At 60.6% G+C, this 21,644-nt stretch carries 14 protein-coding genes and 3 pseudogenes; 4 read left to right on the top strand and 13 right to left on the bottom strand.

Annotated features, from left to right (window positions below):
- Positions 1-88: 88 nt before the first annotated feature.
- Complete coding sequence (locus ACFDS3_RS02890; protein ID WP_375260834.1) at positions 89-517, bottom strand: DUF1489 family protein; 429 nt, start codon at positions 515-517, stop codon at positions 89-91.
- A 131-nt stretch (positions 518-648) separates the two neighbouring features.
- Between ACFDS3_RS02890 and ACFDS3_RS02885 the strand changes: the two genes are divergently transcribed.
- Entirely contained in the window at positions 649-2,886 is a 2,238-nt protein-coding gene (locus ACFDS3_RS02885; RefSeq protein WP_375260833.1) for an adenosylcobalamin-dependent ribonucleoside-diphosphate reductase, read from the top strand.
- A gap of 880 nt (positions 2,887-3,766) precedes the next feature.
- Here the strand turns inward: ACFDS3_RS02885 and ACFDS3_RS02880 are convergent.
- Both ACFDS3_RS02880 and ACFDS3_RS02875 read right to left on the bottom strand, forming a co-directional pair.
- Complete coding sequence (locus ACFDS3_RS02880; RefSeq protein WP_375260832.1) at positions 3,767-5,617, bottom strand: TniQ family protein; 1,851 nt, start codon at positions 5,615-5,617, stop codon at positions 3,767-3,769.
- 994 nt (positions 5,618-6,611) lie between these two features.
- A complete protein-coding gene (locus ACFDS3_RS02875) occupies positions 6,612-7,757 on the bottom strand; it encodes a hypothetical protein (protein ID WP_375260831.1) in 1,146 nt (381 codons plus the stop codon).
- Between the two features lie 588 nt (positions 7,758-8,345).
- On the opposite strand from ACFDS3_RS02875, the gene ACFDS3_RS02870 reads away from it, so the two are divergent.
- The 3 genes and pseudogenes from ACFDS3_RS02870 (at position 8,346) to tcmP (ending at position 13,592) form a co-directional block, all read left to right on the top strand.
- Positions 8,346-9,767 carry an IS1380 family transposase gene (locus ACFDS3_RS02870; protein ID WP_375260830.1) on the top strand — a complete coding sequence of 474 codons (1,422 nt, stop codon included), beginning with the start codon at positions 8,346-8,348 and terminating at the stop codon, positions 9,765-9,767.
- 306 nt (positions 9,768-10,073) lie between these two features.
- Positions 10,074-12,925 (top strand): annotated as a pseudogene (locus ACFDS3_RS02865) (DUF5131 family protein).
- Positions 12,852-13,592 (top strand): three-Cys-motif partner protein TcmP, encoded by a 741-nt coding sequence (gene tcmP, locus ACFDS3_RS02860; protein WP_375260829.1) that lies wholly within the window; start codon positions 12,852-12,854, stop codon positions 13,590-13,592. Before ACFDS3_RS02865 ends, tcmP begins: the two are co-directional and overlap by 74 nt.
- Before the next feature lie 148 nt (positions 13,593-13,740).
- Here tcmP and ACFDS3_RS02855 read toward each other — a convergent pair.
- The 10 genes and pseudogenes from ACFDS3_RS02855 to ACFDS3_RS02810 all read right to left on the bottom strand — a co-directional run.
- A pseudogene (locus ACFDS3_RS02855) lies at positions 13,741-13,974 on the bottom strand (transposase); the annotation flags it as partial.
- A gap of 75 nt (positions 13,975-14,049) precedes the next feature.
- Complete coding sequence (locus ACFDS3_RS02850; RefSeq protein ID WP_375260828.1) at positions 14,050-14,724, bottom strand: ABC-type transport auxiliary lipoprotein family protein; 675 nt, start codon at positions 14,722-14,724, stop codon at positions 14,050-14,052.
- A 5-nt stretch (positions 14,725-14,729) separates the two neighbouring features.
- Positions 14,730-16,403 (bottom strand): MlaD family protein, encoded by a 1,674-nt coding sequence (locus ACFDS3_RS02845; protein WP_375260827.1) that lies wholly within the window; start codon positions 16,401-16,403, stop codon positions 14,730-14,732.
- Positions 16,404-16,460: 57 nt separating this feature from the next.
- Positions 16,461-17,255, bottom strand: a complete 795-nt coding sequence (locus tag ACFDS3_RS02840; RefSeq protein ID WP_375260826.1) for an ABC transporter ATP-binding protein — start codon at positions 17,253-17,255, stop codon at positions 16,461-16,463.
- A gap of 2 nt (positions 17,256-17,257) precedes the next feature.
- Positions 17,258-18,388: an ABC transporter permease gene (locus ACFDS3_RS02835; RefSeq protein WP_375260825.1), complete on the bottom strand. Its 1,131-nt coding sequence runs from the start codon at positions 18,386-18,388 to the stop codon at positions 17,258-17,260.
- Positions 18,389-18,518: 130 nt separating this feature from the next.
- Positions 18,519-19,601 (bottom strand): alcohol dehydrogenase AdhP, encoded by a 1,083-nt coding sequence (gene adhP / locus ACFDS3_RS02830; RefSeq protein WP_375260824.1) that lies wholly within the window; start codon positions 19,599-19,601, stop codon positions 18,519-18,521.
- A gap of 675 nt (positions 19,602-20,276) precedes the next feature.
- Positions 20,277-20,483: a hypothetical protein gene (locus ACFDS3_RS02825; protein WP_375260823.1), complete on the bottom strand. Its 207-nt coding sequence runs from the start codon at positions 20,481-20,483 to the stop codon at positions 20,277-20,279.
- Entirely contained in the window at positions 20,480-20,641 is a 162-nt protein-coding gene (locus tag ACFDS3_RS02820; RefSeq protein ID WP_375260822.1) for a hypothetical protein, read from the bottom strand. The genes ACFDS3_RS02825 and ACFDS3_RS02820 overlap by 4 nt, the downstream gene beginning before the upstream one ends.
- Positions 20,638-20,997, bottom strand: a pseudogene (locus ACFDS3_RS02815) (permease); the annotation flags it as partial. The pseudogene ACFDS3_RS02815 and the gene ACFDS3_RS02820, both read right to left, overlap by 4 nt.
- Positions 20,998-21,179: 182 nt before the next feature.
- Positions 21,180-21,488 (bottom strand): permease, encoded by a 309-nt coding sequence (locus ACFDS3_RS02810; RefSeq protein WP_375260821.1) that lies wholly within the window; start codon positions 21,486-21,488, stop codon positions 21,180-21,182.
- Between the last annotated feature and the right edge of the window lie 156 nt (positions 21,489-21,644).

Below are 21,644 nucleotides of genomic sequence, written 5' to 3'. Positions count from 1 at the left end.
GCGGCACCCCCACGGCGAAGCGAGTATCTCAGAGAATGTTACGAGCTGCCTAACCCGAGATTTTTCTCGCGTTTCGGCGCGATTCGGGTCAGCGAACGCCGATCTCGCTCAGCGCAGCCTCGAGCGCGGGGGGCAGGGCGTCGCTTGCCATGCGGCCGGGGGCGAGGTCGTGGGGGGCGTCCTGGGGCTTGAGGTAGCGCCAGCCCTGGAAGGGGCGCTTCGTCATCGCCTCGGTGCGAACGATCTCGGGGTCGAGGAACAGCGCGCAGCGGCGGATGCCGTCCGCGCCGGTCATCTCTTCCAGCGCCGCGACGCGTTGCCGGGCCAGTACAACACCCTGGATCACCCAGTAGATCGACCCGCCGTCCAGCAGCTCCTGCGCGCGCTTCGGCCACATGCGCGTGAGGTGATAATAACGCCCGTCGCGCCGCTGCTGCGAGCGATGCTCTTGCCAAGCCTGCATCTGCTCGACCGAGTCACTGCCGACGCTGAGCTTGATGAGATGCACTTTCGCCACGAGACTGCCCCGAAAATTGCCCACAGGCTGTGGAGAAACCACCGCCTTACCCCTCTATCTAGCGCTCCTGTCATTGACCCGCCATAGCCCTGCGCCTACCCTTCGGGGCCATGACGCAGGAGTGATGGCCAATGACCCGCTTCGCCGCCCCCATTGCCGAGCAGATCTGGGACATGAAGTACCGCCTGAAGACGGCGGACGGAACGGCTCTGGACGCCACGGTCGAGGATACTTGGCGGCGCATCGCCCGCACGCTCGCCTCGGTCGAGGTGAACGCCGCCGCGTGGGAAGATCGCTTCTACGAGGCGCTCGAAGGTTTCCGCTTCCTGCCCGCGGGCCGCGTGACCGCCGGCGCCGGAACCGAGCGGAGCGTGACCTTGTTCAACTGCTTCGTCATGGGCACGGTGCCGGATTCGCTGTCGGGCATCTTCGAGCACCTGCGCGAGGCCGCGCTGACCATGCAGCAGGGTGGGGGCATCGGCTATGACTTCTCGACGATCCGGCCCAAGGGGGCAGGGGTGTCGGGCGTGGCGGCGGATGCCTCGGGGCCCGTCAGCTTCATGGACGTGTGGGACGCGATGTGCCGCACGATCATGTCCGCGGGGGCGCGGCGCGGTGCCATGATGGCCTGCCTGCGCTGCGACCACCCGGACATCGAGCACTTCATCGAGGCCAAGTCCGACCCCGCCCGCCTGCGCAACTTCAACGTCAGCGTGCTGGTGACCGACGCCTTCATGGAGGCGGTGAAGGCCGACGCGCCGTGGGATCTGCGGTTCGGCGAAACCGTGCATCGCTCGCTGCCCGCCCGGGACCTGTGGAACCGGATCATGCGGGCGACCTACGACTATGCCGAGCCGGGTGTGATCTTCATCGACCGGATCAACCGCGCCAACAATCTGCACTATGTCGAGGAAATCGCCGCCACCAACCCCTGCGGTGAGCAGCCGCTGCCGCCCTATGGCGCCTGCCTGTTGGGTTCGATCAACCTGGCGCGGCTTGTGTCTGACCCGTTCGAAGAGGGCGCCGCGCTGGACGAGGGCGCATTCGACGAGCTCGTGGCGACGGCCGTGCGGATGATGGACAACGTGGTCGACACCTCGCGCTTTCCGCTAGAGGCGCAGGCGCGCGAGGCCGCTGCGAAGCGGCGGATCGGGCTGGGCGTGACGGGCCTGGCCGACGCGTTGGCGATGGTCGGGCTGCGCTACGGCTCGACCGAGGCGGCGCGGCAGACCGAGCGCTGGCTGCACCAGCTCGCCCGCGCCGCGTATCTGACGTCGGCGCATCTGGCGGCCGAAAAGGGGGCCTTTCCCCTGTTCGACCGCGACGCCTTCCTCGCCAGCGAGACCATGCGCGCGATGGACGAGGACGTGCACGCGGCCGTGGCCGAGCACGGCGTTCGCAACGCGCTGCTGACGTCGATCGCGCCGACGGGGACGATCAGCCTTTATGCCGGCAACGTCTCGTCGGGGATCGAGCCGGTCTTCGCCCACGCCTATACCCGGAAGGTCCTGCAGAAGGACGGCACCCGCCGCGAGGAAGAGGTGGTGGATTACGCCGTCCAGCTGTGGCGCGACCGTCACGGCAACGCGCCCCTCCCGGACCATTTCGTGACGGCGCAGGACCTGACCCCGGCGGAGCATGTTGCGATGCAGGCGGCGGCGCAGGCATGGATCGACAGCTCGATCTCGAAGACGATCAACTGCCCCGAGGACATCCCGTTCGAGGCTTTCAAGGACGTCTACCTCCAGGCTTACGAGGGGGGCTGCAAGGGCTGCACGACCTACCGCCCGAACGAGGTCACCGGCAGCGTTCTGACCGTCGGTCCCGCGGCCAAGTCTTTGGGAGGTGAGCTGGTCTACCTGTCCGAGCCGCTGGAGCGTCCGCAGACCCTGGAGGGGCGGACCTACAAGCTGCGTTGGCCGGGGTCGGAACATGCGTTGTACATCACGGTGAACGACCTCGTGCAGGGCGCGCATCGCCGACCATTCGAGATCTTCGTCAATTCGAAGAACATGGAGCACTTCGCCTGGACCGTCGCGCTGACCCGGATGATCTCGGCCGTGTTCCGTCGCGGCGGGGACGTTTCCTTCGTCGTTGAAGAGTTGAAAGCGGTCTTCGATCCTCGCGGCGGCGCGTGGGTGGAGGGTCGCTACATCCCGTCGATTCTCGCCGCGATCGGCGGCGTGATCGAGCGCCACCTGATAGACACCGGCTTCATGCCTTCCGGAGGCCCCTCTCTCGCCCCCGATGCGGTCGCGGTAGTCGGCCAGAGCGCCAAGGCCTGCCCGAACTGCGGCCAATATGAGTTGCAGATGGCCGAAGGATGCATGATCTGCGGGGCGTGCGGGTACTCGGCCTGTTCTGGATGAAGTTGTAAGTCCAGTTAAACTGACTGACGTCCGACACCGGATCTCCGTCTTTGCGACAAAAGACGGGTTTTTGAAGCGGTGCCTCCGAAGCGGTCGCTTCCGGCAGGCTCTCAAAGCGAACGCACCCTTTCGTGCATCGCTAGCTTCCACTGGACCCGACGCATTGAAGCGTAGGCTTACTGGGCCTGCAGAATCAAAAAAGGCGGAGCGTTCGCCCCACCTTCTTTAAATTTTTGGATCTTCAGCTCGCTTGTGATTCGACAGTCAGCTTCGATCTTTGCTCTGCACCATCTCGACCATCTCGACCATCTCGACCATCTCGACCAGCTGAGCAGCTCCGGCGTCCTTCCGGAAGCAAATGTTGCCCCGTAGTCAGCCCCATGCGGCGAGAAGGGCTGAACGCCAGCCTTACGCAGCGCCGCGGAGGCCGCTTGCGACGACAGGCCGGTCGCCTTGGCCAATGTTCTGATCGTGACAAATAGAGCATGGAAGGCAGCGGCATCTTCGGCAATGATGTAATGCTGAAGCGCCTTCGTCGTTGGGTCCCGCATCTCTGTCGATCATCGGGACCAGAAGTCTGTCCGCGGCCAGTATGTCGAACTGAGAGCGCGTCGACAGGATGTTGACGAGGTTAGTGCCGATCCCGGTCGTTCGCAGGCAAGATGGCTGAGGTTCACGCTGCGCGCGCTGACCCTGCCGATGACGATCATGCAGAGTGTCTCCAAGTCGGCTCTTGCTCAAGTCGAGATCTGGATGCAGGATTTTCACGGAGGCGGAGATGGCGTGGTGAAGCATCGGACGTTTCCTTGGTCGGAGGCGTCCCGTTGAATCCACCCAGCCGCCCCTCAGCCAGAAATCTGTCGTGTAGCGTGAGTACCAGCTATTGCTTCCCGTCTTTCGACGGCCCAAGAATTCCCTCAACGTGGTCTTTCTGGAAGAGTCGCCCATAGGTCCGTCCTTGGTCGGTAAATGGCTCAACACTGTGCGACGTCAGCTCTGCTGCGAGGCTTTGCCAAGTCCGCCTATACGCCCGGGACAAAGTGCGCAGGGTGTAAAAGCGGCCATAGAAGGCGTCGGCATCTTCCTGGGTAAGGTAGTCTTGCGCCGCCCGGGTCCGGGGGTTCGTCAGGCGGGTGGCCGGCGTATGACCATCTTCGATCAAGCGCCGCAACGCGGATGGCTGCTGCAGGCCTATGGTTTTGGCGAAGGTTTCGATGCTGTAGCCCGGCGGCGCTTCGGCGCCTAGGAGGCGGGAGACTTCGTCGTGGTCGACGAAAACCGCAGCATACCCCGTGCGCCCTTCGAGGTTGCCGACGCGCCGTAGTTTCCCTTCCCAGATGGCGCGGACGATGACGCCGGGCCCGATCTTCAGCCTCTGGGCAGACTTGGCGATGTGTTCCCAACTATGTTGCGGTTGGCGAAGCTGTACGGCTCCCGCCATGAGACGTGCGAGAAACGCCTCGCCATCCCGCGGTCCCCAAACGGCGTTTGTATTGTGGGCATCACTGGCGGGGAACAGCACTCCGTCCGCGACCAAGTTGTCAAACTGTGAGCGGCTGGCGCCGATGAGTTCCTGAAAGATGGTCGCGGGAACCATCGCCTCCATGGACGCGAGTACCGGAGCTGCGCTCTTGGCGTCGAAGATTTCCCAGGGGTCCGGCCGAGCCGTGGAATCAGATGCGAGAAGACCCTCCGCAATCAGAAGCTTGCGGAGGCGGCGAGGATCGAGGCCAGTCGCCTTTGACGCGGTCGCGACGGAATGGAGGTATCGCTCCACCACGGGCTCCCCAAGAAGCTCATCCCCGGGACCTAAGGGCCAAGTCTCGGCCATGTGCTTCCGAAGGAGCTGTCGAAAGGCGGCATAGTCTGGGTCCCTCTCATAATCGTGAGCCAGTCGATCATAAAGGGCGGGATAGACTTTTTTCGGGCCGTCCTGCGGAGATTCCACGAGCCTCTCGAGGCGATTTAGGGCCTTCTGGATCGCCTCCTCGCCCTCGCACGCAACCTCAAAGCCCGCCGCATAGAGCCCGTGGCTAGACTCTGCTGCAATGTGGCTGAGCGTCAGGCCCTCGAGACGCAGGAGTGCGATCCCCAGAAGGCGGCAGAAGTTGGAGGCCGCGTGGAGAGGGTTTTTCGAAAGGTAGTCATTTCCCCGTCCCTCCACGAGGCGCTCGTCAATCCAGTCGTCGAAGCTGGAGGTGAGGTCTCGGTTGCGATCAAACTGCTTCCCCAGGATCGCCGGAATGATGGGCGTTAGCTGCCGCGCGGAGTCGTAGCGCCAGCTAGGATGGGACTCCCGGTATAACGGAACGAGCGGATGCTCGTGGATGAGACACACCCCGACATGAGGGATGAGCCAATGCCCCTGCATCGCCATTGCTTGCTCAGGCGGAAGATCACTCTCTTCTGCATCCTCCCTTAGGCACAGGGGACATCCGTGGAACTCAGGGCGGCGGATCGTCTTGCTGTGGAAGATGTGACCGCGAAAGTCGTGACGACGGTTGCCCCGGTAGATCGGTGACCACGCGGCAAGGTCAGATGCAGAGACACCGCCGAGGTCTGCGATCACCGCGAGTGCCTCTGGGTTCCCGTTGACCACCTGGGAGAACGTCACGTCGAAGTCTTGGCAAAGGTCCGCAGCAGACACGCCGTTCCGAGATGCGAGCCGGGCAGTATAGGACGTGGCGGTTTCGCGCTCGCGGAGATCTACTGAGAGAGGAAGGAGTGGCATCACTGTCCTGAAAAGGGTTCTCCGGTGTCAAGACCAAACCTTTGATCGGTTGTCCACATCCGCATTGCGGCATTAGGTAGCGGTCCTCACCCACGGCGTAGGTCGAAGTCTGGGATGCGCAGGTAGCGGACGGCATAGGAGCTGCGGGCAGATCCTCAAATGATGCTGCAGCGTGGCCTTACATCCAGTCCTCCTGCGACATCTTTGCGCTGCGCTGCATGATGTCGAGCCATGTGCATAAAGGGCGGGCACATGACAGCACTTGCACGCGAAGCCTTGCAGCGCCAGGCCCGTGCCGGCAGTGTAGGTCTGTAGGCGCGACAATGGGAGCTACGGCATGTTTTCTCGAGCGAAGCCGATAGTCGGAGCTTTGTGGAGCTGGTTCCGAAACAGGACGTTCTTTGTCCAGTGCCTTCTGGTTGGGCCAGCTATCTGTGCTATCGCTTTTGCAGTATTGATCGGTAACTTGGGGCTCGCTCTGATGGGCGGCGCAGTCGCACTTTCCGGCCCCGTGGTAGGTTGGATTGGTGGCATTTTGGCAATCACCTTCACTAAGGCTGCATCGGTCATCATTAGAGACAAGCGCAGCACACGGTAACTCAGCATTTCGCCGAGTTCTGTTGACTTGATGAATCACCCAGGTCCAAAATTTTTGTTTCTTTTGCGGGTCTCGTAGATCGACCTTGCCCAATCAGTCCTGCATGCGGGACAAAGCCGCCTCGTGCCACACTCGTGCGAACGATCTCTTGGGCTTAAACGGGGCCTTGGCCTTCGCCCCTCCATGTTGACGATGCAACAGCCAAGATACGATGAGCCGCTGTACGCCCAAAAAAAGCAGGAAGCGCGATCTCCAAGATGGAGGTCGCAGTAGAAATGCTGACTTTAGCGTTGGGGCCAAAGCTGCCGTTTGGCGTTTGTGATGGTGAAGCCAGCTTCTAGAAAGCAGACCGAGAGCGGATCATCTAGTAACTAGGAGCTGGCCTGATGCTCACCGTTACCGGACGACTTTTCCGTGTTGCCGGTACGCCGCCAATAGCATCGACACGTACTCTCCCGTATTTCCGGCTGCCCTACCCAGACTTGGCCAAGCAAATGGCGCCGTCATTGCGGTGCATGCCACTTCCAGATCCAAGCCTAGTTCAGCCGCCACGGAGTTTGCTAAGACGGTTTCCTTGCCCTCGGACCAGAGGTCCTCGTCAAGAACGAGCATTATATCCCCGCTGTCGTCCACCACGATCTCAGCACAAAGAGCACCCAGGCGCTCGCTCGTATTGGTCGCTTCCTCCAACAATGCGGTCCGGATCAACAACGCAATGCTGGCTTGATTGAGTTCGAGCTTTAGTCTGGGCTCAACGATCTCAACATCTGGCGTTGCAACTGCCTCCTCATTACTTGAAGCATCTACATCGTTCGGGACTTCATCTTCCTCATTGAGCCAAAATGGCTCAAGAAAAGTATCTAGCGGCGAGGCTCCACATCCTGAACAATGCCATATGTTATCCGCGAGCTGACGGCCAGCGAGCCTGCCATTGCAGTGCAGGCAATACCAAGTGTCGGCCTCACCGCGGCCTAGTGGGTGGCGGACAGTCCCATCTGAGGCCGGCCGAGTGCAACGACGGTCCCAATCGACAGAAATTCTAGCTCTGACCTTCTGAGCGTAGGACCTTGCAAGAGCGACAGCCTCAGCCCTGAAACCGTCATTGAGTAGGGGGCTCCCATCAGCCTTATGGTCTTCAACTTCGCAGGAGGGCGGTTTTCCAGGTGATTCGTACACACGAATCGTCCAGCCGTCCCCCAGCACTAAAACATCGTCCAAGTCGTTCAGGAGCTTGTATGCATGCCCGTTCAGGCTGCCTTCCTCTTCGCCATGACTGAAACGTTCGGGGCTTGACGCGCAGCGGTCGTTGCTGGGAGCTGGTCTCAGATAGGGATGCACTTCCTCAACAAGTCGCTGGGCAGCTGCAATCTCGCCCGTGGTTGGAGTCCATCCACCCTTTTCGGCCGCTCTTAAAGCATTCCAGTGGCCAAACCCAACGCGCTCAGCGACTAGGTCGAGCGCCTTGCATTGTTCGATCCTTTCCGCACGCGCATAACGTTTGGCAAAGGTCTTCAATTTCCGAATGTTCGATTGGTCTGTCATGATCCATGTTCAAATCGGATCCGACTAGGTGCCCGCTGCTAATCAGACCCTGCCTGCGGCATGGAATGATCGAAGTGTCTCTATCGGCGCTGCGTGGCTTCGCGTGGCGGGCACACCGGCCTGCGCATCGGCCGTAGCAGAACATTATGACATCGTAGTCGGATGTCAAGACTATTTAAAGGCGCCGTTGGCCCGAACCTTTAGCGGCAAGCGGCCCTTCTGCGAAATTCTTGCGAGGCGCAGCATGAGTTCAGGTGGCGACACGAAGGGCGGAAAACCGAAGTTCGCTGCGGCCGCCCATGCAGACCTGCCTTGTTATGGCAGCGCACAGTCAGCCAGGCGCTCCGGCCGGTACACGCCTGATCGACACCACGGGCGGAGAGCGGTCGTTCGCTGCAGGCGAAATCGAAAGGCACCACCGTAGCAAGCGGACATTCACGGCGGTCATGCCGATCGTTGGCATGCGTTGAGGTCGCACGGTCAACCCGTCTTATTCATCCAAATCGGTTCAGGGGAGTTGCGTGCGCCCACAAGCACCGTAGAATCAAGCTGCTAAGACAAAACCCACCAGCAGCTTTGGACACACGCATGGGTGAAACGCTACAGCCTGTCATGCCGCAGTTCAATCGGTCCCTGCGGATCGAAAGCCGGTCAGATCGACTGACGGGGGACCCGGGGGCGGTGATGCTGCGCGAGGTCATGGAATGCAGCAGGATCGTGCCATGGATGACCGAGCGGCTGAAGGACCCGCGCAGCAAGGTGGATGTGACCCACGATCTCGCTTCGCTGATCCGCACCAGCGTTCTTCTGGCTGCGCAGGGTTGGCGGGATCATGATGATGCGGATGCGCTGCGCCAAGACCCGGCGTTCCGTCTGGCAACCAGCTCGGCGGCGGGGCTGACGCCGCTCGCTGACGGATCGGGGCTGGCCTCGCAGCCGACCTTGTCGCGGTTCACGGCTCTGATGGCCAAGCCTGCAAAGCTCAAGGTCCTGCGCGAGGCGGTGCTGGAATTTGCCGGGCGCGGGATCAGGGCGGAACACGGCGGCAAGCGTCTGCGCTCGGTGACCCTCGATGTAGACAGCGCGCCGATCGAGGTGCATGGCCACCAGCCGAAGGCGGAGTGGAACGGCCACTATGCGGCCCGCATCTATCATCCGTTGATCACCTCGATCGCCGAGACCGGCGACATGCTCGATGCCCGGCTCAGGGCAGGCAATGTTGCCACTGCCGACGGGGCGCTGGACGTGATCCTGGATGTCGTGGACCGGGCGCAGAAGAGCTTCTGCGACGTGGCCATGGTCAGGATCGACGCGGGCTTCCCGTCGGCGGCTCTGCTTGCCGGTCTTGATGCACGCGGCATCGACTACGTCTCCCGCCTGCGGGCGAATGCGGTGCTGGACCGTCTGGCCGAGCCCTTCATGAAGCGCCCGCCGGGGCGGCGGCCTGCCGAGCCGCGCATGTGGCTTCACGAGCTGCGCTACCAGGCCGCAAGCTGGGACGAGCCGCGGCGTGTGGTCCTGGTGGTGAAGGAACGCGAGGGTGATCTGCTGCTGGACCGCTTCTTCCTGGTCACTTCACTCGACTGGACGGCGAAGACGCGGCGCGAGGTGTTGGCGCATTACCGCGAACGCGGCAAGGCCGAGGGCCACATGGGCGAACTGAAGGACGTGTTGGCACCAGCGCTGTCCTCGACCAACCGGGCCAAGTCGCAATGGCGGGGCAAGAAGACCAAGTCGAAGACGCCGGCCATCGACGCCTTTGCCTGCAACGAAGTGCGCCTGCTCATCGCTTGCCTGGCATACCAGGTGATGCACGTCGCCCGCCGCGCCATGGCGGAGGCGACCGGCACTGGCTGGAGCCTGCGCCGTCTGCGAGAGCGGGTCCTGCGGGCGGGGGCACGGCTGGTGATGTCCGGGCGGCGCATGACGCTGGCGCTCTCCTCTGCCGCTGCGCCGTTCTGGGCCGCGCTCTGGCCAAGGCTCATGGCGCTGCAATGGGCAGACCCGTAGCACCCGCGATTGCTACCACCGTGAAAGCCACCAACGCCCTTGGGCGACGAAGACGTGTTTGCAAAAATCACCGGATCGCGCTGCGCGACGCCCGGCAAGGCCCCGTCTTGCCCGTCCAGGAGCGCCAGACCTCTTCGGCGGCCGCCCATCCAGCTACGTGGCTGCGCCGAGAGCGCCCCGCATGCCGCCGACGCCGCTTCCGGGCCGCCAAAATCGGATTCGGTGAATAAGGCGGCGTCAACAAAAGACTACTTTCGTCAACAGGTCTTGGTTCCTATAGTAGAGCCAGTGCAATTTGAGGGCATCATGGCCGACTACGAAATTACCATAGAAAACTGCAACAGTATCGACAAAGCGAAAATCTGCGTGAAGAAGGGGAGCCTAAACATTAAATTTGGTCCCAATGGGATTGGCAAAAGTACAATCGCTAAAGCCATTGTTCGTCAAGCCCGCGACGATGGCACACTAGGGGAGCTAATGCCGTTCAAAAGCCGCGGAAAAGCAGGCGCAGCGCAGCCAAAGGTTGATGGGATTGGGGATATAAGTTCAGCTCTAGTCTTTGATGAAGAATACGTGAATATGTTCGCCTTTCAGCAAGATGAGGTTGTCAAAAACAGCTTTGATATCTTTATCAAGACCCCTGAGTATGACACGGCAATGGCGGATATCGAAAAGCTCTTTGACGGCATTAAGAAGGCGTTTGCGGAAAAACCTGAAATCGAGCAGACAATAAAAGATCTCAAAGATCTTGGAGACGCTTTCGGTAAGCCAAACAAGGATGGCTCAATCGCGAAGTCCAGTAAAGTGCTCAAAGCATTTGGCTCAGGCAACAAAATCGACAACATTCCCGATGCTTTGACGCCGTTCGAGATGTTCGTAAAGAGCGCCAACCCATCAAAATGGATAGGCTGGCAGATAAAAGGCAAAGAATTTCTAGAATTAGGAGATACCTGTCCCTATTGCGCAACCGCCCTGCCCAACCCTGAGCAGAAGGAGACAGCGCTGGCCGTCGCCAAAGAATACGACGCGACGGCCATCGGCCACCTCAATAATCTGAAGGATGTCATAGAGCGTTTGGGTAAGTATTTCAGCGACGGCTGCCAAGAGAACCTTGCGAAGATCACAAAAGCAAAAACGGAACTTACGGCACCTCAAAAGAGCTTCCTGAGTGATCTCAAGAATAGCATAGAGGCGTTGATTCAGCAGCTAGACGGGCTGAGAACAATTTCATTCTTTTCGCTGCGCGACGTTGACGAGATCGACAAGAAAATGCCTCTCCTAAAAATCGATCTTGGTATGATCGACAAACTTGATTCTGATCAGACCCGGGCCGTCACCGATCCTATAAACGCCCAGCTAGACAAACTGATCGGACAGGTTGGCAACCTCAAAGGTCAGATCAACAAGCACAAAGCCAAGATCAAAAAAACGATCGATGAAAACCAAGATAGCATAAATGGCTTTCTGAAGTCTGCGGGATATAAATACGCTGTTAAGATCATATCCGAGCCAGATTCCTGCAAGATGAAATTGGTTCACGATGATTTAACAGAGTTCGTCGAATCTGCCTCCACGCACCTTAGCTATGGCGAGAAGAACGCTTTCGCTTTGGTTCTCTTCATGCATCAGGTGATTAGTGAAGAGCCCGATATTGTCATTCTGGACGACCCGATCTCATCGTTTGATAAGAACAAGAAATTCGCAATTCTGCACCAGCTTTTCCGGGGGAAAGGCAGTCTTCGAAATAGGACGACGTTGATGCTCACGCACGACATTGAACCAGCAATTGACGTTGTTAAAAGCATGGCGCACAAGTTCAAGGACCCAAAACCATCTGCGACCTTTCTTTCGTGCAGGCAGGGTGAGGTCAAAGAAGCGACGATCACTAGCGATGATATCCGCACGTTCGCGAAGATCTGTAAGGACATCCTTACGGAGAACATCGACGATGTGATCAAAGCTATCTACCTACGTCGGCACTACGAAATTTTGGATAACGTTGGCTTAGAATACAATCTCCTAGCCAGTTTGTTCCATAGGCGCACTGTCCCAACTCTCAAAGCTGAAAACCGTGAAATGAGCGCCCAAGAGAAAACCACCGCTGAGACAGAAATCAGAAAACTTATACCATCATTCGACTACGACGCTCTCGTGCAGCAAGTCAGTGATAACGGGGAGATGAAAGCGAAGTTTCTGGAAACCGACGTTGGATATGAAAAGATCCAACTCTTCAGAATTATTGAAGGCAAGCATCAGGACGACATCATATCTAAATTCGTTAATGATTCGTATCATATCGAAAATGAGTATGTGATGCAGCTGAACCCCCATAAGTATGAGAGCGTTCCCTTTTCCCTTCGGCATGCGACGGTCATCCACAGACGTGGAGGAATTCTTATGGCGCAGAATTCGGAAATCGAATGGACCGACGCGACATGGAACCCGGTGACCGGCTGCACCAAGGTCGGTCCGGGATGCGACAACTGCTAAGCGGAGCGGTTTGCTGAGCGATGGCGAGGTATCAAGAACCACCCCTACGAGCAGGGGTTTGACCTCCGACTGTGGCCGTCGCGCCTGGAGCAGCCCGCGCGCTGGAGGAAGCCGCGCATGATTTTTGTAAACTCGATGAGCGACCTCTTTCACAAGGACGTCGACCGCAGCTACATCGACAAGGTATTCGACGCTATGGAAGCCGCCGATTGGCATGTCTACCAAGTCCTGACAAAACGTTGTCGTTGATGCGCAATTACCTGAAAAAGCATTACGATGACGGGCCGGTGCCAAAACACATCTGGCTCGGTGTGTCGGTGGAAGATGCTGCGCACAAGAGGCGGATTGAGCACCTTCGGCAAATCAACTCCGTCGCGCGTTTCATATCCTTCGAGCCGCTTCTGGGATCAATTGGCGAAGTGGACCTGAACGGCGTCGCATGGGCGATCGTGGGTGGAGAGAGCGGCCCCCGTGCGCGACCAATGCGAGCGGAGTGGGCCACCGAGCTTCGTGTCGCCTGTGAGCGGTCCGGCGCGGCGTTCTTCTTCAAGCAGTGGGGCGGCGCTCGGCCGAAGTCCGGCGGACGTCTTCTCGATGGAGAGGAGTGGAACGGTTTCCCTTGGCAGATCGTGCCGCCGTCGATCCTTGCGGAGCTTCAGCCCGCATGAACCTCACCACCGAGCTCTACGTTGGCCGCGAGCAAACCTTTATCAAGCATGCGTTCTTGCGTCGATATCTGGAGACCTTGGCGCCAAGGTTCTTCACGGCGGCTGGGACGCGTTCAACTACGTCGACGGTTTTGCAGGTCCGTGGAAAGTTCGTGATGAGGAGGGGTGTTCAGATGCGTCGTTCGGCGTGGCAGTCGATCTGCTGGAAACGGTAAGAGAATTCGTCGAGCCACGCCGTCGAGGTCCGAGACTGAAAGTCCGCTTCTACCCGTGTGAGAAGGACCCTGACGCAGTAGCACGCCTGCGCGCCTATGCTCAGCGTAAAGACCACATCGAAATCCATGTCTTCGACGGGGCATTCGAGGACAACCTTGATCAGATCGCGCTGCGCATTCCCAACGGCTTCACATTCACGTTTATAGACCCGACCAATTGGGTCGTTCGTATCGAGGAGGTCTGCGACTTTCTGAAGGGTCGCACGGGCGAGTTCCTGTTCAACTTCATGACCGAGGAGGTGAGCAGGCATTCGGTAAATCCCAAGGTCGCACACCAGTTCGGAGACTTTGTCGGTGATCCGAACTGGGAAGACACCGCCAAGCAGCTGCCTGCGGGCTTGAAGGGCGAGATCAGGGTCCTACACCTTCTCAAGAACGCCTTCCGATCCTAGGGAGTGGCGACGTATCTTCCCGACTTCTCGATACTCAAACCGCTTCCGAACCGGGAAAAGATGCGTCTCATGCTCGGGACGAACAGACCCGAGGGCGTGAAGCTGTTTTCGGGATGTCTACGGCAAAGTCGAGCGCGATCTCCTCTCATAGCCCGGCCAGTGTCCAGCGACGGAACTGGCGATAAACGCTTGACCACTTGCCGAACTCTTCCGGCAGGTCACGCCATGGAGCACCGGTTCGGGCGATCCAGAAAATCCCATCAAGAACAAGACGATGGTTCCTGGGTTTGCGTCCGTTCGGGGCGCGGACGGCCAAGATGAAACGCTCAAAGAACGCCCACTCCTCGTCCGACATCAGGTCTCGTGCCAAGCTGGTCTCCATCGCAGATACCGGCTTGAATCATGGCCGGTGCCCTACGTGAATCCCCTTTTGTCAACAGGGTCTAAACGAGTCTGGCTATCGAGACTCTTGTGACACCTGGGCGGTCTCGGTAATGCGGAGGCCGATGCCCAAAGTTCCCATAGTCCAACGCGTCAAATCGTTCAGCAGGATATTTGCGGCGCGATCAAACCCCTGCAAGAGCGCGTCCGTTTCCGTTGAGGGAGTGTCAGCGCCCGCAGTGAAGATCCTCGTCGCGAGGATTTCTGCATCGTCCTCGCGGACCAGCCGCGCGATCAGCCGCAGCGTGATGCGAGCCGTGTCTTGGCCCGTTTGTTCGGCCTCGAAATTCGTGAGTTCGCTGATGAGCGCGACATCGCCCTCGGAACTGATCGGACGACGGCCGATATAACGCAGGCCTTGGGTATTCTCCAGACTGCGCAGCATCAGTGTCTGCAGCATCACCGGCGTGGTATCCGACCAGCGGACGCCGGGCAAGTATTGGGCAGCCAAAGGAGTGGGGCGGATCATGATCCGGTCGGTGTCGAGCGCGCCGCCCGTCCCGGGCAGTTCCACGATCAGATCGCGTGTGCGGGTGCTCTGGTCTGCCGCGAAGTTATCAGGCGCACGCAAGTCAACGACTGCAAGGGAACGTCCTGCACCGTCTAGGGCCGAAATCGCTGAACACCCGCTGACAAAGAAGGTGCAGAGCAGGGCGATGAGCCCGAGATGAATGGGTCGGTGCATCGGCATGTTCCTTATCTTCTGAAGTCGGGAGTCCGCTGATTGAGGAAGAAGCGGGCCGGATCCCGCTGCAACTGGCCGACCAGATTGTCGAGATGCTCGATCAGGCTGCGGGTTTCCCGGGCGAGACTGGTGAAATCGCCAACGGCGCCGCCTGAGGCGGAGATGACCGGCCCCAGCTCGGCAAACGCTCCCTCGGCCGTGGTGGCCGCGCCGCGGAGATCTGCGGTAATTGCCGGCAGGTCCTCGGCCACCTGGCCGATCGCCGAGTTGAGTTCAGTGAGTGTAGTCCGAAGGTCAGCGGTGATGCTTGCCACATCTTCGTTGATGACCCGGTCCGCCCCCTGAAACGCCCGTTCGGCAGCGGCAAGGGCGGCGTCACCTGTGACGAGCGCGCTGTTGATCGCAACGAGCATCTCGTTTGCGTTGGAGAACGTCGTCGTTGCGCTATCGAGCGCAAGCTCGGCCTTCTCAGTCAGCTTGTCGATACGGCCAGTCGCGGAGCTGAGGTCGGTCGCAATGGCACCGATCGCCTCTTTCGCGTCTGACGTGGCCGCACGTACGTTTGCCATGATCGCAGGCAGATCGCGTTCCGCCGTCTCGGTCACGATCCGGACCGCCTCAGTGGTCTCAGCCACGGCGGCGCGGGTCTCGGCGATCAGCGCGGCTCCGTCGCCGGTCATCACCACGTCGATGGTTGTGGCCGCTCGTTCGACGGCCGCAAGCGCAGTGTCAACGCGGGCGATGGATGCATCGGCGGACTCGAACAGCGCTTCCGCCTGGGCCAGCCTGGCGCTGGCGAGATCTGCCGTCCCTCTGATGGCACCCAGTGTGGTCGCAGCCTGCGACGACAGCCCGTCGATATGCGACCGAGCTTCAGCCATCGTGAGCTGCACCTCGCCGGTGGCATCGGAAAGATCCTCCGAGAGATAACGGCTCACCTCGGACGCGGCAGTCTGCGCCTCGCCCAGTGCCTCGACGCCGGCCGACAGGACGCTCCGGGCATCCAGCGCGAGGCCCCCGATCTTCAGCAGGGTATCGTCGGCGGTCGTCAGAACGTCTTCCATTGAACTGGTCAGACCCGCGAGCATGTCGTTGAAGCTGTCGATCTGCGTCGCGAACTGGGACACCGATCCCGCCACGCCGGAGAAATCCGAAAGAGCCTGCGAAAAGTCGAGCGAGGCGTTTTCTACATTGCTCAGGATACGCTCGACCTGGGCGCGGTTCTCGCTGCTCAACAGGTCGCTGACCTCTTGCACGATGTTCAGCGCCTCTGCGAGCAGCTCGGGGGCATCCTCCGACAGGCTCTGCAGAACCGAGCGGCCGGCCTCGATCTCGGGGGTGGGCTCGGACGCAGTGGGTTCCAACAGCGGCGCATCGGGGCTGCCAGGGCTGATGCTTACGAACGAAACACCCGTTACGCCTTGGGCCTCTATCGTGGCGATGGAGTTGGTGCGCACCGGAGTTGCCGCATCCACCTCGACCCGAACCCGGATCCTTCCGTCTCCTTCAGGAGAGAAGCCCACCGACACCACTTGTCCCACGGGCAGGCCCGCAAACCGAACGTCGGACGCATTGTTCAGGCCCGAGACTGAGCTGAAGGCAACGTCATAATAATCGAACTGGCGGTCCAGCTCGACCCGAGCAAACCAGAGAAAAAACCCTAAAAGGCCGAAGAAGCCGGCCAAGGTAAAGGCCCCGATCAGAACATAGTTTGCCTTGGTTTCCATGGCTTTTGCGTCGTCCTATTCCGGCGCGGCGGCATCAAGTGCCGCCCGGGCGCGCGGCCCGTGAAAATATGCGTGAACCCACGGGTGGTCGACCTTCAGCATCTCTTTCATTGTCCCCGTCACCAGCACTTTGCGTTCGGCGAGCACGGCGATCCGATCACACACCGCATGAAGCGTATCCAGATCGTGGGTCACCAAGAACACGGTCAATCCCATTGCCCGGCTCAGGCGGACAATCAGCTCGTCGAACGCCGAAGCTCCGATCGGATCGAGGCCGGCAGTCGGCTCGTCCAGGAAGACAATTTCGGGATCCAGTGCGAGTGCGCGAGCAAGCCCCGCCCGTTTGCGCATGCCGCTGGACAGTTCGGAAGGGTACTTGTCCCCCGCCGCCCACGGCAGACCGGCCATCGAAAGCCGAAGGTCTGCCAGCTCTTTCCGGATTGCCGGATCGAGCCCCGCCACTGCCCGCATCGGCACCTCGACATTCTCACGCACGGTCAGTGACGAGAACAGTGCCGCGTCTTGGAACATCACCCCCCAGCGCGCCTCGAGGCCCGCGCGTGCCTCTTCGTCCGCGTGCAGGACATCGACGCCCAGAACCTCGACGCTGCCCGCTGCCGGAGTCTGCAATCCGGAGATGGTGCGCAGCAGGACCGACTTTCCAGTGCCGGAGCCGCCGACCACTCCCAGTATTTCGCCCCGGCGGACGTGGAGATCGAGATTCTCATGCACCACATGGTTGCCGAACTGGTTGCGCAGCCCTCTCACGCAGATGACGGTGTCGCTGTCACTGTGCCTTCCGCCAACCATGCTCAGATCCCGATCTGCGCGAAGAAGAGCGAAAACAACGCGTCCGCGACGATCACTGCGAATATTGCCGTCACGACCGCATTCGAGGTCATCCGACCCAGCGACTCGGCGTTGCTTTGCACCTGCATTCCCGCGTGGCAGCCGACGATCCCGATGATCAGGGCAAAGACCGGAGCCTTGATCATTCCCACCATCAAATGGCCAGCTCCGCTGCCTTCGACGAGCCGAGTGTGGAACATGGCAGGTGAGATGCCAAGTTCGATCCACGACATCAGCCCGCCACCGAACAGGCCCATTAGATTGGCGATCAGGCCAAGGATCGGCAGCATGAGCAGGAGCGCCAGGATCCGCGGCACGAACAGGACCATGGCGGGGTCCAGTCCGAGCGTCCGCATCGCGTCGATCTCCTCGCGCATCTTCATTGAGCCGATGGACGCCGTGAAGGCCGAGGCAGTCCGCCCCGCAACGATGATGGCGGTGAGCAAAATACCGAGCTCGCGCAGAACCGAAATGGCGATGAGATCAACGACAAAGACTTCGGCCCCGAACTGGCGTAGCTGAGCAGAGCCCTGAAATGCCAGCACAACTCCGATCAGGAATGCCATCAGCGAGACGATGGGTACGGCCTTGATCCCCACCTCCTGGCAATGATGGACCAGAGAGATCAGACGGAATTCGCGCGGGTGCCGCAGCGAGCGGCCCAATCGGGCGAGGAAGAGACCCAGGTAAGCGATCAGCGCGAGCCCGTACTGCAAACTCGCTGTCACGGCGCGGCCGGTGTGGTCCATCTTTGTGATGATCCCATTCCTCGCCGGGAGCGGTGCTTCCGGCTTGGGCATCGCATCGGCGACGGCACGGATCAGGCTGTCGACCTCGTCATTCGCGCCGATGATGGTCAGTTCGTGTCCGGCCGCGGCAAAGCGCTGCTGCGCTCCCACTAGGAGCCACGCACCCGAGGTGTCGAAACGACCGACCTCGCTCAGATCGAACCGCGCATCTTGATTTGCGGCCACATCCTGCAAGGCGAGGTGCAGGGCCGTTGCATGCGGCAGCACAAGGTCGCCATCTATGGTGAGGGTCAGATTGCCCCCTTCCCCGGTGACGGAGAGTGCCGGCAGGCGTTCTTCAGTCATGGCACGGCGCTCTCTCCTGGATAGCGGCGTCGCGGGAATGCAGAGCCTTGCCATCGGCGATGAGGCCGTCAAGCCGGGATGGGGGGGAGCGACGCAAGTCGCTCCCCGAGCAGGCCGTCACTGACGCCTGCTATGCGAACTGCAGCACCATTCGACCGTCCACCTTGCCGGCCCTGAGACGGCCGAAGATGTCGTTTATGTCCTCGAGCCGGGCTCGATGAACCTCGGCCTTCACCTTGCCATCAGCTGCAAAGGCAAGTGCCTCTTCCAGATCGCGCCTGGTCCCGACGATGGAGCCGCGCACCGTGATCCGTTTCAGGACGACCGGGAAGATCGGCGTCGGGAAATCCCCCGGCGGGAGTCCCACGAGGCTCACCGTGCCCTTGCGGCGTACAACTTCCAGTGCTTGGGCAAAGGCCGGGCGCGACACTGCTGTCACCAGGACACCGTGCGCGCCACCGCCCGTCGCTTCGATGATCCGCTGCGCGGCGTCAGCATCCGTGGCATTGACCGCGAGATCGGCCCCTGCCTGTTTCGCCAGGGACAATTTGTCTGACGCGATATCGAGCGCGGCGACCTTCAGTCCCATTGCCTTGGCGTATTGGATAGCGACGTGGCCGAGGCCACCGACCCCGGAAATAACGACCCATTCGCCCGGCTTCGCTTCGGTCTCCTTCAGGCCTTTGTAAGTCGTTACACCGGCGCAGAGGATCGGCGCGATCTCGGCGACGTCCACGTTCTTAGGCAGGCGAGCGGCGAAGGGAGCTGAAGCAATGACGTATTCGGCAAAGCCGCCGTTCACGCTGTAGCCAGTGTTATGCTGGTCCTCGCACAGCGTTTCCCACCCGGTTTCGCAGTACTCGCAGTTCCGGCAGGCGTCGTGCAACCAGGCGACCCCGACGCGGTCGCCCTCCTTCAGCTCGGTCACGCCGGGACCTAGCTTCTCCACGGTCCCCGCCACCTCGTGGCCCGGAATGAAGGGCAGGGCGGGTTTCACCGGCCAATCACCGTCGGCCGCGTGGAGATCTGTATGGCAGACGCCACAGGCCTCTACCTTGACCAGAACTTCACCTGGCCCCGGTTCAGGCACGGGCACGTCCTCGATCACCAACGGCTCGCCAAACTCGCGGACTACCGCTGCGCGCATTGTCTTGGCCATGATTTCTCTCCTATCGATGCCCCGAGAGATACCCGCGCCGGGAAGGCGGCGCATTGATCAGGGTCAATATGTCGATCGGCGGAGGCGCGAAATTGCGTGTCACACAGGTCTCGGGACGGGCAGCGCATTGAGTGGAACGTGCCAACAGAGCCGGGGCGTCGTGGGATTTCCGCCTGATGGCACGCCGTCCCTTACCTGCTGGATCCTCTCCCCATCCCGCGGGTGGGCCGATTACGGCGCCGACCCTTTGTGGCGGAGAAAGGCGTATGCGAGAAGACGACAATCGTCGGCCGCAGCATGTCTGGAGCGCCTCGTCAGACATCCGGCGCTGAGAGGCCGAAGGGCCAAGATGGCTTGCTTGAGCGGCCCGACCAGCACGGAAAGCGCTTCAAGAGCGCCGCGCGCATTGATCCTCTGGATCCTCACGCCTGATCCCGCTCGATTACCTCCGAGGGTGGCAGTCCGCGGGCCTCGCCTCGTGTAGAGTTTTGACGCCCATGGCGGCTCGTTTCCCTACTGCTACACCCTGCGCTCTCGTGCCCCTCCGCGAGATTTGTCCCGGTGGATTTGCGTGACTGCCGGCAACGCCATGAATCCATAACCACCAGCCAATCGTAGGTCGCTCCGCCGCATCGAGGCAACCCGCGTACCTGGCTTGCGGCAGGCGCCCTGGGCCCGCCTGCTCATTATTTCCTGTGACCGCAGAGCGATCACAGCGCCAATCGACGTCTAAGCTCCGACAAAGACACCGACCGCCAGCCACGCGTAGGACGCGAGCGCGAGAAAGAACAGACCCTTCTCCACCACGCCGGCGCCGATCGCGAAACTCCATCCGGACCGTGCGATCTTCCACGCGAGACAGCCGAGGCTGAGAGCACCGAACGCCATGTTGAGCCAGGAGGTGTAGTCGAGCTTGAAGAACACGCGATCCGTCACGGCGCGAACCTCTTCTGCAGAAGGCAATAGCCCAAAGCCGCGAAGCCATAGTGCAGGAGCATCGCTGTCGCCACCAGGACGACGAGGAACACGCCAAGGATATAGAGCGCCATCTTCCAGCCGTAGTATTGCGCGTTTACCCGCAAGACCGGGATCACCACGAGATCCGAAAAGACGAAGGCCATAATCCCCGCGAAGGCGACACCGTTGCCGTAGAGAACGGCCGCAAGCGGGATGTCCCCATCGAACCGATAAACGTGAAGAACGCCGCCACGGGGCCGACCAGCGCCTGCGCGAGCAGTTCGAAGAAATTCGGGTTGTCGCCGCCGATGAACAGCCATTGAAAAAAGCTCTTCGGCACGAAGGCGGCGATGATGCCGGCAACAGTGAAGCCGACGGTCACGTCCTCCCAGACCATCATCCACTCCATCACGTAGCGCTGAGCCACAGTGCCCCAGCTTTCGCGTGAGGCGATCTTTTCCTTCAGCGGGGCGTCCATGCCGTCGCCGTGGTCGTGACCGCCTTCTCTGCTCTTGGCGTTCTCTCTTGGCGTTCTCTCTTGCCTTCTCGATGGGCGCGATGCCGCGGGTCAGGCGGACGACGAGCCACATCAGCAGGATCAGCAGCACCCGCCCACGTATTCGCCAACCACGAATTGCCAGCCGAGGAAGATCGCGATGATGATCCCGAGTTCGATCACGAGATGGTGGAAGCCAGCAGGAACGCCAGGGCCGGAACGATGCCGGCCCCCTTGGCGAATAGCGCACGCGTCCGTGCCAGCGCCGCAAAGCTGCAGGACGAACTGACGAAACCGAAGAACGTGCCCATACCGACCGAACGGGGTCCGGCTTCACCCATCTTCTCGCGCATGGTGTGACGCGTGACGAAGACCTGGATCATGGACGAGATCACGCAGCCAAGTCCGAAGGCCCAGAACGCCGTCCAGAGCAAGCCCAGCGTTGTCGTTGCAGCTGAATGCCACCCTTCGATGAAGGCCTGAATCATTATGCACGCTCCTTGCCTTTCGCGTGTAACATCGGACCGGTCCCCGCTTCGGTTCCACGAGATCCGCTGTTCGCCCCCCTGACGCTCATATGCAGATGGTCTTCAGGTTTTCTCTCCTCGGCGGCGCGCGCGCAGTTCGCGTGGTCACGGTTCTGC

Origin of the sequence: Palleronia sp. (assembly GCF_042089775.1) — a bacterium.
GTDB lineage: Bacteria > Pseudomonadota > Alphaproteobacteria > Rhodobacterales > Rhodobacteraceae > Palleronia.
This window is presented reverse-complemented; position numbering and strand designations above follow the sequence as displayed.